The organism is Mycolicibacterium confluentis, assembly GCF_010729895.1.
GTDB lineage: Bacteria > Actinomycetota > Actinomycetes > Mycobacteriales > Mycobacteriaceae > Mycobacterium > Mycobacterium confluentis.
This window is the reverse complement of record NZ_AP022612.1, coordinates 4,639,000-4,655,424: the sequence shown is the minus strand read 5'-3', so window position 1 is coordinate 4,655,424 and position 16,425 is coordinate 4,639,000. Positions and strand designations below refer to the sequence as shown.

Sequence of the window (16,425 nt, the reverse complement as noted above, 5' to 3'; positions counted from 1 at the left end):
CCCGACGGCAACACGGAGCATCCTCAATTGAGGGCGTGTATTGACGCCCGCGTTGAGGTTCACAGGCCGCCGTCGCTGGAGACGTGGGGACTCCAGCGGCGGCCCCAAACTCGTTGGGCGCCATCGAGTGCCCAGATGGTCAGGTACGCCAGGCCGAAGAAGGCAGCCACCGCGATCGCGACGCGGTGGACTGCACGTACGCGAATGGTGAGCGCACCCATTCGAGCGTCGCGGCGACGACGTCGTCTCGGGCGCGTCACCAGATCCCACGAGTACCACCGCTGGACGGCCGATGACCACGCCGACCGCAAAGAGCCCCACCGACAGGATCAGCAGCAGCGCCGCGCGCTGGAGGCCATGCAGCCGAGTCTGCCAGCCCCAGAGGGCCGTCAGCGCACGAAAAACCGGGCCCCACCGCCGGTGGGGCCCGGTTCTTGTCAGCCGATCAGAACGCGGATTCGTCGAGTTCCATCAGATCGTTGTCGATCTTCTCGATGATCCCGCGGGTGCTGGTGAGCTGCGGAAGGACGTTCTTGGCGAAGAACGACGCCGCGGCGATCTTGCCCTCGTAGAACGACTTCTCGGCACCGGTGGCGCCCTCGTCGAGCTTGGCGATGGCGACCGCGGCGTGGCGGGCCAGCAGCCAGCCGACCACCAGGTCACCGACGCCCAGCAGGTAGCGGACCGAGCCCAGCCCCACCTTGTAGATGCTGGCGGAGTCCTCCTGCGCGGCCATCAGGTAGCCGGTCAGCGTCGCGGTCATCGACTGGACGTCCTCGAGGGCAGTCGCCAGGAGCGCGCGCTCGGTCTTCAGCCGGCCGTTGCCCGACTCGTTCTTGACGAACTCGCTGATCTCGTTGGCCACGTAGGACAGTGCCTGGCCCTGGTCCCGGACGATCTTGCGGAAGAAGAAGTCCTGGGCCTGGATGGCCGTGGTGCCCTCGTACAGCGAGTCGATCTTGGAGTCGCGGATGTACTGCTCGATCGGGTAGTCCTGCAGGAAGCCCGAACCGCCGAGGGTCTGCAGTGACTCGGTGAGCTTGGCGTAGGCCTGCTCGGAGCCGTAGCCCTTGACGATGGGCAGCAGCAGGTCGTTGACCTTGTGCGCCAGACCGGCTTCGATACCGTGCACAGCCTGGGCCACCTCGACGTCCTGGAAGGACGCGGTGTAGAGGTACAGCGCGCGCATGCCCTCGGCGTAGGCCTTCTGGGTCATGAGGCTGCGACGGACGTCGGGGTGATGCGTGATGGTGACGCGCGGCGCGGTCTTGTCGGTCATCTGGGTCATGTCGGCGCCCTGCACGCGCTCCTTGGCGTACTCCAGCGCGTTGAGGTAACCGGTGGACAGCGTGGCAATGGCCTTGGTGCCCACCATCATGCGAGCCTGCTCGATGACGTTGAACATCTGAGCGATGCCGTTGTGCACCTCGCCCACGAGCCAGCCCTTGGCGGGGACGCCGTGCTGGCCGAAGGTCAGTTCACACGTGGTGGAGACCTTCAGGCCCATCTTGTGCTCGATGTTGGTGACGAATGCGCCGTTGCGCTCGCCCAGTTCACCGGTCTCGGGGTCGAAGTGGAACTTCGGGACGAAGAACAGCGACAGACCCTTGGTGCCCGGGCCGGCGCCCTCGGGGCGGGCCAGCACCAGGTGCATGATGTTCTCGAACAGGTCGTCGGAGTCGGCCGACGTGATGAAGCGCTTCACACCGTCGATGTGCCACGAACCGTCGGGCTGCTGGACGGCCTTGGTGCGGCCCGCGCCGACGTCGGAGCCGGCATCGGGCTCGGTCAGCACCATGGTGGCGCCCCAACCGCGCTCGGCGGCCAGCGTGGCCCACTTCTTCTGCTCGTCGGTGGCGTTGTTGTAGAAGATCTCCGACATGCCCGCACCCATGGCGTACATGTAGGCCGCGGGGTTGGCGCCCAGGATGTGCTCGATCAGGGCCCACTGCGCGGCGCGGGGAACCGGCACACCGCCGAGCTCCTCGGACAGGCCGACCTTCTCCCAGCCGCCCTCGAACAGCGCGCGCATCGACTTCTTGAACGACTCCGGCAGCGTCACCGAGTGGGTCTCAGGGTCAAACACGGGCGGATTGCGGTCGGCGTCGGCGAACGACTCGGCGATCGGCCCCTCAGCGAGGCGAGCGAGCTCGTGCAGCATTTCGCGCAGGGTCTCCGCGTCGATGTCGCTGTACTTGCCCTGGCCAAGTGCCTTGTCGATGCCCAGGACCTCAAAGAGGTTGAACTCCTGGTCACGAACGTTGGACTTGTAGTGGCCCATCTTTCCTCCTCGTCGAGAACGCCACATTGGGGTTGGGTACTCGGGATAAGTTACCCACCAGTAACTGTGCGCAACTATACCGGTCGGTAACTTCAACGCAAACGTGATGTCGAGCAATTTCGCGACGCGGCCCAACCCAACGGTTGATCGACCATTGTCGCACCCGTAAAATGCCTACCTGACGTGCGGTTTCGCTGGAATGTGACGATCGTCACTCCGGCGGCCTCTAGGGTGGGCGGATGCGTCGAATCGCGGTGTGGGGCACGGGCAACATGGGGTCGACGGCAATCCGGTCGGTGGTCGGATTCCCCGGGCTGGAACTCGCCGCGCTGATCACATCGTCGCAGGATAAAGCCGGTCGCGACGCCGCGACGTTCACGCGGCTCGAGTCCTCCACGGGCGTGGCCGCCACCATCGATGTCGACGATGCGTTGCAGTTGTGTGATGCCGTGGCCTACATGGCCTCCGGTGACATCCGCGCGGAGGAGGCCGTCGCGGACATCGAACGCTGCCTGCGCGCTGGCAAACACGTCGTGACCCCGGCGCTGTACTCGCTGTACGACCCCGCCTCGGCGCCGGCCGAGTGGGTCGAGCGGCTCACCGACGCCGCGATCGCCGGGAACGCCACGCTGCTGGTCAGCGGAGTGGACCCCGGATGGGCCAACGACGCGCTCGCTGTGGCCGCGGCAGGCCTGTGCACCCGCATCCGCACCATCCGCTGTCAGGAGATCTTCGACTACTCCACCTATGACCAGCCCTACGCTGTGCGGGTGCTCTGTGGGTTCGGGGGGCCGATGGGACCGCAGGATCCGGTGCCGATGATGCTCCTCCCGTCGATCCCCACCATGATCTGGGGCGGCAACGTTCGGATGATCGGCCGCGGTCTGGGCCTGGAGATCGACGACATCACCGAGAAGGTCGAGCGGCTTCCGCTCGGCGGGACCGTCGACAACGTGCTGGGGCGCTTCGAAGAGGGCACCCAGGGTGCGTTTCGGGTCCAGGTGATCGGTTGGGCCCAGGGCGTCGAACGGGTGGTCATCGACCACATCACCCGCATCGACCCCGCCTGCGCGCCGGAGTGGCCGCAACCGGATCAGGGCGTCGGCGACCATCGGGTGGTCATCGACGGCGACCCGCAGTTGAGCATCGTGGTTCGCGCCGACGTGCCGGGTGGCACCCGCGCCGACGGAGGCAACACCACGGCCGCCAATCGGCTGTTGGGGGCCATCGACTGGCTGGCCACCCAGAAGCCGGGCATCTACGACGGGCTCGACGTGCCGCTGCACCCGCCGCTGCCGCCGGAGGTCGAGGCGACGCGCTGGGTGCAGTGACTGGGTCTCACCCGCCGTCTCTCCGTCGCACCCGCCGCGTCATACACGTGCACCCCGCCGCCTCCTGGTCATCGAAAGTTCCCTTCGTGACGCGTTCTCTTCTCGGGCGGGGCGTACCCAAGTCATCCCTCGACGGGATCGAGCTGCAATGAATCCTCCTCTGCAGCAGTGACTTCAGTTTCCTTCGTCTCGCCCCGGGCCTCCGACTCCGCGTCAGGGAGTTGGGCCACGAGATACTCGGCCAGGCCCCCGATGGTCGGGTAGTCGAACACCGCGGTCGCGTTGATCGTGAACTTGCCGCCGAACTGACTGTGCAGACGGTTGCGGAGCTCGATCGCCATCAGCGAATCGGTGCCCAGGTCCAGGAAGCGACTGGTCGCGGCGGGCGGTTGCGCCAGTCGCAGGAAGTTCTGCACCTCGCGCTGCAGGAATTCGGTGACGAACCCGGCCCGCTGCGGCACAGGGACCTCCATGAGCTGTTTGAGCAGCTCGCTGTCTCCGGTGACCTCACCTTCGGCACGCGGCAACACGAGATCCAGAATCGGTGGCCGCGAACTGCCCAGCACTTTCGCCGCGCGCTGCCAGTTCGCCTTGATGACGGTCGCCTGGCCGGTTCCGTTGGCGACGACCTCGGCGAGTGCGCTGAGCGCCGCCGACGGATCCAGCGGAATCAGGCCCTGCGCACTGATATTGGCGGTCGCGGCCTCCGATGACGCCATGCCGCCCTGGGCCCAGGGGCCGAAGTTGATACCCGTGGCGGGCAGTCCGTGCGCTCGTCGCTGCGCCACCAACCCGTCCAACAGGGCATTGGCGGTGGCGTAGTTGGCCTGACCGGGCGACCCGAACAGGCTCGACACCGAGGACGACACGATGAAGAAGTCGAGATCGTCATCCCTGGTCAACCGGTCCAGGTGAACCGCGCCGAATGCCTTTGGCGCCAGTGTTGTTCGGAACCGGTCGAGATCCTGCTGGGACAGCAGCGCGTCGTCGAGCACGCCGGCGAGGTGCACCACACCGGCCAACGGCGGCAACTCCGCGCGGATCCGGTTCAGCAGCGCACCCACCTCGCCCTCGTCACCGACATCGGCCGACCAGACGTGAATACGGCACCGGCACCGTTCGGCGATCTCGTCGATCACTTGTTGTGCCTCCGCATCGGGCACGCGACGGCTGGTCAACACGATGTCGCCCGCCCCGAGTTGGGCCAGGTGTGACGCGGTGTGCAGGCCGATCGCCCCGAGCCCACCCGTGATCAGATAGCTGCGATCAGGCTTGGGCTGCAAAGGCTCTGGGATCTGCAGCACGATCTTGCCGATGTGTCGAGCCTGCTGCATGCGCCGGAACGCGGCCCGCGCCTCGGTCAGCGGGTAGATCTCGGCAGGCAGCGGGATCCAGTCGCCCGCGGCCAACCCTCGCGACACCTCGGTCAACAGCGCGCGGATCCGTTCGGGTTCGGTGATGGTCACCGTGTCCAGCGCGACGATCTCGTAGCTGATGTCGGGACGGACTTCGGCCATCTGTTCGGGCGTCCAGATGTCGCGTTTGGCGATCTCGGCGAAGCGGCCGTTCTTCGCGGTGGCCCGCACGGTCGCGTCGAGGAAGCCCTCGTTGGTCAGGCTGTTGAGGACCACGTCCACACCCGCACCGTCGGTGTCAGCGAGGATCTGATCGGCGAAATCCGTGGTGCGCGAGTCGTACACGTGCTCGACGCCCATGCTGCGCAGCGTCGCACGCTTGAAGGTGCTGGCCGTCGCGAACACCGTGGCACCGCAGCGCTGCGCCATCTGGATCGCCGCCAGACCGACCCCGCCACTGGCGGCGTGGATCAGGACCCGGTCGCCGGGCCGCACCGCAGCCCAGTCGAAGGCGAGTCGGACGGTCAGCGCCGCGGCTGGAATCGTCGCGGCCTCGACCGCGCTGACCCCGTCCGGGATGGGCGCCAGAAGCTGGGCCGGCACGTTGAACCGGCTGGCGAATGCGCCCTGCATGAAGCCGTAGACGCGTTGCCCCACCTCAAGTCCGGTGGCACCGTCGCCCAACTGCGTGACGACGCCTGCGAAGTCGCCGCCGATCGGCCCCGGGTCGCCGGGATAGAGGCCGAGGACGTTGAGCACGTCACGGAAGTTCAGTCCGGCGGCCTCCACACGGACCTGCACATAGCCGTCGCCGGGTGGCGGCACCTCGGTCTCGGTGAGCCGCAGGTTGTCGATCGCGCCGCGTTCGGTGGGTGCCAGCGCGTAATCGCCCCCGCGCGGCACCGAGAGGTGTCCGCTGCGTGCCCACGGCAACAGCCGGGATGCCAGCAGTTTCCCCTGTCGCACCGCGAGTTCGGGCTCTTCCAGGGACGGACCGGGGTTCGTCAGCAGTGCGGCCAGGGTCTGCACCGCCTCGGGTGATCCGTCCGAGTCGACGAGCCTGCAGCGCAGCGCCGGTTCTTCGTTGATCGCGGTGCGGCCAAGGCCCCACAGCGCGGCCTGCACGGGGTCCACAGGCTCACCGGACTCGCAGGCCACCGCGTGCTCGGTGACGATCCACAGTCCGCCGGGCAGTTTCACCTCGCCGCGCTGCGCGGTGTGCACTGCGCTGAGCAGATCGGCGATCTCGGACTCGATCCGCGCCACGATGTCGGTGCCCGACTCGCCGTCGCGGGGCGGGGTCGCGCGCCAGACGACGCCGGAGAACGGCATCCCGCGTTCGTGAGCCTGGCTCAGCAACTGTCCCAGAGGTTCTGGATCACCCGCGCGGTCGAACGGGATGCAACCCGGGACCTCGGCCGCGAGTGCGCCGAACCCGGAGATCAGCCAGGTGCCGCTGACCGGTGCGGTCTCGTCGTCGGGTGTCGGCGGCGGAACCTCATGCCAGCCGAGGGTGTAGAGCAGTCGGGTCGCGTCACCACCGAGACCCCGCAGCAGTGCCTCGCGGGGGGCGCGCTTGACGGTGAACTCGCGGATACCGCCCAGCGGGCGACCACTCCGATCCAGGAAGTCGAGGTCGAAGACCTGCGTCTCGCTGTCGAGGGCGCTGCTGTGCCACCGCGCGTGGCAGTAGAACCTCCGCGGCATCTTCTCCCGCAGCGTGACCTGCCCGTAGCGCAGCGGAAGGAACAGATCGTTGACGCCCTGCTCGGCGGCCAGAACCGCCGGGAACGCGGGAAAGGCGACTCCGGTGCACAGGTCCATGAGGACCGGGTGCATGGGTTCGGTGCCCAGTTGTTCGGCAAGCTCGGCGCCGACCAGGATGTCGCCGATCGCCTCGCCGTCGCCAAGCCACAGCGATTTCAGTGATCCGGACCACGTCGGCCCCCACGCCAATTCGAGGTCGGCGAACGTCTCGAAAAGGTCCTGCGGGCGCATGCGCTCAAGGCGTTCGATCGCCTCGTCCACGGGATCGTCCTGCTCGGACACCGGTTCGTCGTCGGCGCCGGTGAGCACCGTGCCCTCGGCGTTCAGTGACCAGTCAGCACCACGCTCTCCGTACGGGCGGCTGTGCACCTGGAAACTCAGCTCGCCCTCGGTCTGCTGCGGATGCAGCGTCAGCTGGACTTCACGAGACGCCTTCTCGGGCAGAATGATCGGCTCGTAGAAGAAGACATCCCTGACCCGGGCCGGGGTCCCGACGGCGGCCAGCGCCATCGCCGCATACGTCGCCCCGGGCACGACGACGGTGCCGTAGATGACGTGGTCACAGAGCCAGGGCTGCGACTTGACGGACAACCGGCTGGAGTAGACGGTGTCACCCGACGCGAGTTCCATGGCGCTGCCGAGGATTCCAGATGTCACCCCACCCGCCCCACTGGCGGTGAACCCGGAGGTCTTGGGCCAGAAACTGCGCCGCTGGAACGGATAGGTGGGCAGTTCCAGGGTGCGCCGCGACTGACGATGCAGAGCGGTGAAGTCGGGTCGATGGCCACCGACGTAGGCCGCCGCGATCGCGTCGGCAATCTGGCGGCGGTCGCCGACCCCCTTGCGCAGTGACACCACGGCCCGCGGCGGCGCGAGGTGTTCCGGCCACACCTGCACCGCGGCTCCGGTCAGAACCGGTTGCGGGCCGATCTCCATCAGGATCGAGCACCCCAGCGCTGCTGCGGTGCGCACGCTTTCCGCGAACTGTACGGGCTGACGGGAATGCCGCCGCCAATAGTTCGCGTCCAGCGGGGTCTGGGCCGTGAGTACGGCACCGGTGCGGTTGCAGACCAGTGGCAGGGTCGGCGCCGCGTACTCCAACTGCGCTGCACGTGACTCGAATTCGTCGAGCACGGGGTCCAGCAGTGCGGAATGGAAGGCATGGCTGGTTTCGAGCCAGGTGCAGCGGACCGCCTGTTCTCCGAAGCATTCGAAAATCTGCTCCAGGTCGTCACCGGGGCCCGACAGCACGGTGTTGGGGCCGTTGTAGGCGGCGACCGACACCCGCGGGAACCCGCCGGCGACCTGCTCGACGTGTTTGGCGTCGGCGAACACAGCCATCATCCGGCCACCGTCGGGCAGGCTGCCGAACATCCTGCCGCGTTCGGCCATCAGGCGGGCACCGTCTTCAAGGCTGAAGACTCCGGCCACGCATGCGGCGGCGTACTGGCCCACGCTGTGCCCCAGCACCACGTCGGGTTCGATGCCCCAGGATTGCCACAGTCGCGCCAAGCCCATCTCCACGGCGAAGAGCGCGGGCTGCGCAAACGATGTGTGACGCAACATCTCCCCGACTTCGCGGTCGTCGCTGAACAGCACCTCCAGCAGGGGACGGGCCACGATGTCCGCCACCGCGTCGGCGCACTGCGTCACCGTGTCGGCGAATACCGGTTCGGTGGCGAACAGTTCGCGCGCCATCCCGGGATACTGGCTGCCCTGCCCGGTGAACAGCCACGCGGTCGTCGGGCGGTGCACCTGCTCGCCGCGCAGCACGCCGGGGCGGGTGCGGCCTTCGGCCAGGTCGGCCAGGCCCGTCCGCGCCGACTCGACCGAATCCACGACCAGCGCGCCGCGGTGCTCGAAATGCGATCGGCCTGCCCCGGCGGTCAGGCAGACCTCCGCGATGTCGGCGTCCGGGTGGGCGCGCAGCCAGGCGTCGTAGCGCTGCGCCAACGCCACGAGCGCCTCGGGCGAACGCGCCGACAGCGCAAGCACATCGACGGGTCGGTCCACACCGGTCGGTTCCTCGTCGGGGACGCTCTCCGGTACCGGGGGTTCCTCGACCAGTACATGGGCATTGGTGCCGGTGAATCCGAACGAGCTCACCCCCGCGCGCCGGGGCCTGCCGTTGGCTTCCCACGGGGTGGCCTCGGCCACCACGCGCACGGAGAGCGAATCCCACGGGATGTGTGGTGACGGCGTCTCGAAGTGCAGGCTCTGCGGCAGCAGTCCGTGCTGCAACGACAGCACGACCTTGATCAACCCCGCTGCCCCGGAGGCCGATTCGAGGTGCCCGATGTTGGTCTTCACCGATCCCATCAGGAGGGGGCGGTCCGCGTCTCGTGACGTGCCGTAGGCGGCCGCGGCGGCCTGGACTTCGATGGGGTCACCCAGGGGCGTGCCTGTGCCGTGCGCCTCGAGGTAGTCCACATCGCCGCCCGAAAGGCCGGCGCGGGACAGTACGGTCTCGATGAGGCGTTGCTGCGCACCGCCGTTGGGCACCGTCAGCCCGCTGGACGCGCCGTCCTGGTTCACCGCGCTGCTGGGGATCACCGCGCAGACCCGGTCGCCGTCGCGCTGTGCGTCGCTGAGTCTCTTGAGCACCAGGACGCCGCAACCCTCACTGCGGACATAGCCGTCGGCCGAGGCGTCGAAGGTCTTGCACCGACCGACCGGGGACAGCATTCTGGCGCGCGAGGCCGCGACCATCGTCACGGGGCTCAGCAGGACGTTCACACCGCCTGCGACCGCGAGATCGCAGTCCCCGGAATGCAGTGCCTGGCAGGCCTGGTGAACTGCCACCAACGCCGAACTGCATGCGGTGTCAACCGCCACGGCCGGTCCTTCGAGTCCGAGTGCGAAGGCGACCCGACCCGAGATGGCGTTGAGCGCGTTGCCGGTGATGAAGTGGGGCTCGATCTTGTCGATCGACTCCGACGACAGCAGATGCGCGTACTCGTTGGCAGCCACGCCGGTGAAGACTCCAGTTCGGCTGCCCCGCAGTGCCGACGGCGCGTACCCGGCGCGTTCGATTCCCTCCCAGACGGTTTCGAGCATGAGACGCTGCTGCGGCTCGATCCAGACCGCCTCGCGCGGCGAGATGCCGAAGAACTCGGGATCGAATCCGTCGATCCCCTCGAGGAACCCGCCGAAACGCGTGTATGTCTTGCCCGGCACCTCGGGATCGGGGTCGTAGAACTCGTCGATGTCGAACCGATCCTCGGGGACTTCCCGGATCGCATCGACGCCGCCGGACAGCACATCCCAGAACGCCTCGGGATTCGGCGCGCCGGGGAATCGGCACGACACTGCGACGATGGCGATCGGTTCGTCCGTGCGCGTCGTCGCTGCCGCGGCCTGCCTGGACCCCGCATCGGCGGTCGGTTCGCTGAGTTCGAGCACCTCGCCGAGCAGGTAGTCAACCGCGTCGCACAGGCGGGGGTGATCCATCACCAGGGTGATGGGTATCTCGTGGCCGAGGCCCTGTTCGATGCGGCGTCGGAGCTCAACGGCCATCAGGGAATCCATGCCGAGGTCGAAGAAGCCGGCGTCTTCGCGGATTTCGGCGAGGTCGAGGCGCGTCACGTCGGCCACCGCACCGCGCAGGTGATCGGTCAGGATTCGGCTGCGCTGCTGGACGGGTGCGGTGGTGAGCTTCTCGACCAGGGGCGTCCTGCCGGACGCGGTGCCGGGCGACGCCGCTGTAGTCAGGTCGGCGGGCAGTTCACGTTCGAGTTCGGACAGCAGCGCCCGTCGGCCCGCCTGCTGATAGAGCGGGAGGAATCGGGCCCAGTCGATCCGGGCCACGACTCCCTGTGTCCCCGAGGCCGTCACGACATCGGCCAGACCCGCCAGGGCGTCGGCTGGGGAGAGCGTTTGGACGCCGCGCTGGCCCAATCGGGCTCGGGACTCCGCATCGGCCATGCCCGCTGACCAGGGGCCGAAGTTGACGCTGACGCCTCCCCGCTCCCGCAGTCGCCAGGCCAGCCCGTCGAGGAATGCGTTCGCGGCGGCGTAGGAGGTCTGGCCGAAGCTTCCCCACACCGAGGCGATCGAGGACGTGCTGATGAAGAAGTCGAGCGGCAGATCTGCCGTGGCCTCACTCAGATACCAAGCCCCCCAGACCTTCCCGGCGAACACGCGATCAAGCTCGGTGGTGTCGGGGTCGGTCAGTGGTGTGGCTCCGAGTTCCCCCGCGGCGTGGACGATCCCGGCCAGCGGGGGAAGGCTGGCCATTTCGGTGGTCATCAGGCGCGTGACGTCGTGCACGTCGGCGACGTCGGCGGTGACGACTCTGATGTCGCAGCCGTGCTGATCACACAGTGTCTTGATGCGCGCGCGTGCCGCGTCGCCGGGTCCGCGCCGACTGGTCAGAACCAGGTGCCCGGCGCCGTGGGCCGCCAGGTGTCCCGCGATCTCCAGTCCGAGGGAGCCGAGTCCGCCGGTCACGAGGTAGGTCGCGTCTGCGCGTAGTTCCAGGGGTCGGCCGCTGGGCGGATCGGTCCGCCGGACCAGCCGGGGTGCGAAGACCGTCTGACCGCGCAGTGCGATCTGGTCCTCCCTCGTGTCGGTGCCGCGCGCTGCCGTCACCAGTTCCAGCAGTGCGGACCACTCGGTGGCCTGACCGGCGACCGACAGGTCGGCCAGGCCGCCCCACAGGTGTGGAAGCTCAAGGGCGGCAGCGCGGCCGAATCCCCACAGGCAACTCTGATCCGGGGCCACGGCGTCCGTGTCGGTGACGCGTTGCGCACCACGGGTCACCAACCAGATGGGCGCCCGCAGGTCGGCCGCGGCCGCGGCGCGGAAGAGTCGTCGGGTGCCGCTCAGGACTCGGTGCTGCATCCGCAGCAGCGAGTGCATCGACGCGGCGCCGTCGGTGTCCGGATCGGAGTCGACGGCCGCCACGTTCAGAATGTGCAGCGTCGATCCGTCGACTGCGAACGCGCGTAACTCGTCGCTGAGTCGCGTCTCGTCGTCATCGGACACCGGCAACCCGACGATCCGGTGCCGAACTCCGCGTTCCATCAACAGATCGACCAGGGGCTGGACGGCGCCGGTGCCGTCGCCGACAACCAGCAGGCTGGCAGCCTCGGTGGCGTCGGTCGGTGGGGATTTGATTGTCTGCCAGTTGATCTCGTATCGATCGTTGGCGATGGACTGTGTGCCCCGCTGCTGGTTGTGCTGGGTGGCGAGTCTGCTGAGCACCTCGAGGGTGTGCGGATCATCGCGCGAGTCGCCCAGCAGGGCCGCGAGTTCCTCGATGCGACCGTCTTCGAGGAGGCCGACGGTCTGGGTCCGGGGAGCGGCGACGTTCTGCAGTTGGTTGGGCTCTTCGCGATTGTCCCGATACCAGTACTGGCGGTGTTCGAAGGGGTAGGTGGGCAGGTCGAGCTTGTGGGCATGGTGCCGGCGAAGAGCGCCGAAGTCGGGAAGGTGGCCCAGCACATAGGCGTCGGCGACGGCTTCGGTGATCTGCCGGTGGTCGGCGGTGTTGGGACGCAGCGACGCGATGACCCGCGGGGCGGTGGCTGGGTCGGGCCACGCCCCGAGCGCCGCGGCGGTCAGCACCGGCCGTGGGCCGATCTCCACCAGCAGGCGGCAGTTCAGATCGGAGAGGGTGCGCACACTCTTGGCGAACTCCACCGGTTGGCGCGCGTGCCTGCGCCAGTAGGTGCCGTCGAGCTTCACACTCCTGCCGAGCGCGGCGCCGGTGCGGTTGTCGATCAGGATGCGTTGTGGCGCAGCGAAGGTGAATCGTTGCGCGTAGGCCTCAAACTCGTCGAGGATCGGGTCCAGCAGGGCCGAGTGGAATGCGTGACTGGTCTCGAGCCAGTCGCACCGCACGCCGTCGGCCGCCAGTGTCGTCACCGCCCGCTCCAGATCCGCTGCGGGGCCTGACAATACGGTATTGGCACCGTTGTACGCGGCCACCGACAGGCTCGGGAACTCGTCGGTCACACTCTCCGCGCGATCGGCGGTGGTGAACGCCGCGACCATGCGGCCTCCGGCGGGCAGGCTGCCGAACAGGCGCCCGCGTTCGGCCATCAGAAGTGCGCCGTCGGTCAGGCTGATCATGCCCGAGACGCAGGCCGCCGCGTACTGGCCGACGCTGTGGCCCAGCACCACATCGGGTTCGAATCCCCAGTGCTGCCACAGTCGTGCCAGACCCATCTCCACCGCGAACAGCGCGGGCTGGGCGTAGGAGGTCTGCCGCAGTTTCTCGTCGGGACTGTCGACATCGAAGATCACGTCAAGCAGTGGCCTGTCGAGAACATCGGCAACCGCGGCGGCGCAACTGGTCAGTGTCTCGGCGAAAACCGGTTCGGTGTCGAACAACTCGCGCGCCATGCCGGGATACTGGCTGCCCTGACCCGTGAACAGCCACGCGGTCTTCGGTGGCTCATGGGACTGCCCGCGAACCAGGCCCGGTGCGGGTCGGTCGTCGGCGACCGCGCCCAGCAGTTCGACGGCCGCGTCCCTCGAGTTGACCACCAGCGCGGCTCGGTGCTCAAGGTGCGCCCGTGCGGTGCCCGCGGTGAAACACACGTCGGCCAGGGTGGCCTCCGGATGGGCACTCAACCAGCCGCGGTAGCGGTCGGCCACCTCGGCCAGGGCCGTGGGTGTGTGCGCCGACAACGGCAGAATGCTGAACCGGTTGTCCGGCGCCTCCCCGTCGGGAACCCGTGCTCCTGCCGGCTCGGGGGCCTCTTCGAGGATGACGTGCGCGTTGGTCCCGGCGAACCCGAACGAGCTGACGCCGGCGATGCGCGGCCGGTCATTGCGCTGCCAGGGCCGGGTCTCCGTGACGATCTCGACCGCCAGCCGGTCCCAGGGAATGTGCGGTGAGGGCCGTTCGAAGTTGAGGTGCTTGGGCAGCGTCTCGTGCTCGAGCGACAGGACGACCTTGAGGACGCCCGCGATCCCGGCGGCGGCCTCGAGGTGGCCGATGTTGGTCTTCGCCGAACCGATCAGGAGCGGCTCGCCGGGTGCTCGTCCGGCGCCGAGCACGGCACCGGCCGCCTGGGCTTCGATCGGGTCACCCAGCGAGGTGCCGGTGCCGTGAGCTTCGAGGTAGTCGACGTCGCTGGGCTCGAGGTGGGCGCGTTTGAGCGCGTCGGCGATCACCCGCTGCTGGGCGCCTCCGTTGGGCACTGTCAGCCCGCCCGAGGCGCCGTCCTGGTTGACCGCGCTGCCTCGGATTACGGCCCGGATCTGGTCACCGTCGGAGATCGCGTCCTCGAGACGCTTGATGACGACGACGCCGCAGCCCTCGCCGCGCACGTAGCCGTCCGCGGCCGCGTCGAAGGTCTTGCACCTGCCGTCCGGTGCGAGCATGTGCGCGCTGGAGAACGTGATCATCGTGGCCGGGGTGAGCAGGACGTTGGCGCCGCCGGCCAAGGCCAGATCGCATTCGCCCAGCAGCAGTGCCTGGCACGCCTGGTGGATTGCGACCAGCGACGAACTGCAGGCCGTGTCGACGGCAACGGCGGGGCCCTGGAGTCCCAGGCGGTGGCTGATCCGGCCTGCTGCGGCGGCATTCGACGTGCCGATGGCCATGTAGGCCTCGATCTCGGGATACGTCAGCTCATCGGAGGCCATTCCGAGGTAGTCGTGGGTGGCCAGGCCCACGAACACACCCGTGTTGGTGCCTGCCAGCGCCGTGGGCGCGGTCCCCGAGTGCTCCACGGCGCGCCACGAGGTCTCCAGCAGAAGGCGGTGCTGCGGGTCCAGCAGCCTGACCTCGCGGGTCGACATCCCGAAGAACGGCGCGTCGAATCCTGTCGGATCGTCGACGAAACCCGCGCGACGGGTCACCACCTTGCCGGGTGTACCTGGCTCCGGGTCGAAGAACTCATCGACATTCCAGCGGTCGGCGGGCACCTCCGATATCCCATCGCGGCCCTCGCGCAGCAGTTCCCAGAACGCCTCCGCGTCCTGTGCCCCTGGAAGTCGCGCCGCGTAACCGATGATCGCGAAACGAGGTGCTTGCTGGATCGGGCTTGACGTGGATTCCATGCCGGTGCCCTCCCTTGCAGTCGGCGGTTGGAACAGAGTCCTGCGAATCAGTTGACGTCCCCCAAAGCCAACTTCTCCGTCGCCCACTATGGCATTGTCTGCAGCTGAATGCGCGGTTCTGCTCTGCGGGAATCAGATGGCGCTGGGCGAACACGGTCAATCCGGGTTATGTTCGTTCGGGGACGGCCGCCGCTGGGTTCAGAGCGGGCCGAGTGGGAGATTTTGGGAGGGCCAAGGCTTTGCGGATCGGCAGGATAACGGTTGGCCCACTTGGTGAATGGGCTCTGAAACCTGGTTCGGTGACTTCATGGCACCCTACGGCCGAGTCGGCGGAGAAAGCCCGCCGGGCACCAGTCAGTCTGATACCCGTCAGCTACATGCAGAATCAACATCTTCGCAACTATTCCGAGCGAACAGGTGTGGGTCTGAACTTCTCCCGCCAGATCATCGCGAGCTGTGAAGTACGTGGCCAGTGTGACATCGGAGCCATGGACGACGCCGTGAACACCTACCTTCGTCGCCACGACACGTTCCGCAGTTGGTTTGAGCGCATGGACGACGGAAAGTTTGCCAGGCGCGCCCTCGAGGATCCTGCCGATATCGAGTTCTGCCCGGTCGACCACGGCAGCATGACCATCGACGAGATCCTCGCTCACGTCGTCGACATACCGAGTCCGCTGGAGTGGGGCTGCTTCACCTTCGGCGTGATCCAGAACGAGGACAACTTCACGTTCTTCGCGGCCATGGATCACGTTCACGGAGATGCGACGTTGATCGGCACCACCATGATGGAGGCCAACGGGATGTACTCGGCGCTGAGCGGCAGCGGGCTCACGCTTCAGCTTCCCGAGGCCGGCAGCTTCGACGACTTCTGTGTCCGCGAACGCGAGCGCACGGCCGAGCTGACCCTCGATTCACCCGAGGTGCGCACATGGATCGAGTTCGCCGAGAACAACAATGGCGGTTTTCCGGAGTTTCCGCTCCCGCTCGGCAACCCCGCGAAGTCGACCAGCAGCGATATGACCACCGAAGTCCTGATGGAGCCCGCGCAGACTGAACGGTTCGAACAGGCCTGCACCGGCGCGGGCGCGCGCTTCGTCGGCGGCCTGTTCGCCTGCCTCGCCCAGGTGGAGCACGAGCTGACCGGGGCACTCACCTATTACGGTTTGACGCCGAGGGACTCGCGCAACGCCACGGACAATTTCATGACGCAGGGCTGGTTCACGGGCCTGATTCCGATCACCATTCCCATCGGCGCAGCGTCGTTCGGGGAGGCCGCGTGGTCGGCGCAGACATCGTTCGACTCGAGCCTGAACATGGCCAAGGTGCCGTACTACCGGGCGCTGGAACTCGCGCCGTGGTTGAACTGGCCACAGCCGAACTTCCCGGTGTCGAACTTCTTCCACGGTGGCGCGGCACCCTTGAATGCCGTTCTGGCCGCGGCCGAGATGGGGCTTGCCGACAACATCGGCATCTATCCGGACGGTCGGTTCTCCTGCCAGCTCACCATTTACATATTCCGATACGGCGAGGGGACAACGATGGCGATCATGCACCCCGACAATGAAGTCGCCCGAAAATCGGCGGCCCGCTATATGGCGGCGATGAAGGCAGTGTCTGTTCAGGTCGCAGACAGCGGGAACTGGGGCCGCGTCGCGTAGCGCGATGTGGGCGT

General features: G+C 67.6%; 4 protein-coding genes and 1 pseudogene. 2 read left to right on the top strand and 3 right to left on the bottom strand.

The genetic code is table 11. The features are described 5' to 3' along the window. Positions 1-59: 59 nt before the first annotated feature. Positions 60-423: pseudogene (locus G6N34_RS22050) on the bottom strand (DUF1361 domain-containing protein); the annotation flags it as partial. Positions 424-445: 22 nt separating this feature from the next. Next, entirely contained in the window at positions 446-2,281 is a 1,836-nt protein-coding gene (locus tag G6N34_RS22045) for an acyl-CoA dehydrogenase (RefSeq protein ID WP_085156925.1), read from the bottom strand. Positions 2,282-2,520: 239 nt separating this feature from the next. Between G6N34_RS22045 and G6N34_RS22040 the strand changes: the two genes are divergently transcribed. After that, a complete protein-coding gene (locus G6N34_RS22040; protein WP_085156922.1) occupies positions 2,521-3,612 on the top strand; it encodes an NAD(P)H-dependent amine dehydrogenase family protein in 1,092 nt (363 codons plus the stop codon). 122 nt (positions 3,613-3,734) lie between these two features. Here G6N34_RS22040 and G6N34_RS22035 read toward each other — a convergent pair whose 3' ends face one another. Further along, positions 3,735-14,750 (bottom strand): type I polyketide synthase, encoded by an 11,016-nt coding sequence (locus tag G6N34_RS22035; RefSeq protein ID WP_085156919.1) that lies wholly within the window; start codon positions 14,748-14,750, stop codon positions 3,735-3,737. A 239-nt stretch (positions 14,751-14,989) separates the two neighbouring features. Between G6N34_RS22035 and G6N34_RS22030 the strand changes: the two genes are divergently transcribed. Continuing rightward, the gene (locus G6N34_RS22030; protein WP_085156916.1) at positions 14,990-16,411 is read left to right on the top strand and encodes a condensation domain-containing protein; all 1,422 of its coding nucleotides are present in this window, start codon (positions 14,990-14,992) and stop codon (positions 16,409-16,411) included. Positions 16,412-16,425 lie beyond the last annotated feature (14 nt).

Bases quoted from the DNA above. Each gene is read 5' to 3' on its own strand.
- G6N34_RS22035 (WP_085156919.1), bottom strand. From the start codon at position 14,750: ATGGAATCCACGTCAAGCCCGATCCAGCAAGCACCTCGTTTCGCGATC.
- G6N34_RS22040 (WP_085156922.1), top strand. From the start codon at position 2,521: ATGCGTCGAATCGCGGTGTGGGGCACGGGCAACATGGGGTCGACGGCA.
- G6N34_RS22045 (WP_085156925.1), bottom strand. From the start codon at position 2,281: ATGGGCCACTACAAGTCCAACGTTCGTGACCAGGAGTTCAACCTCTTT.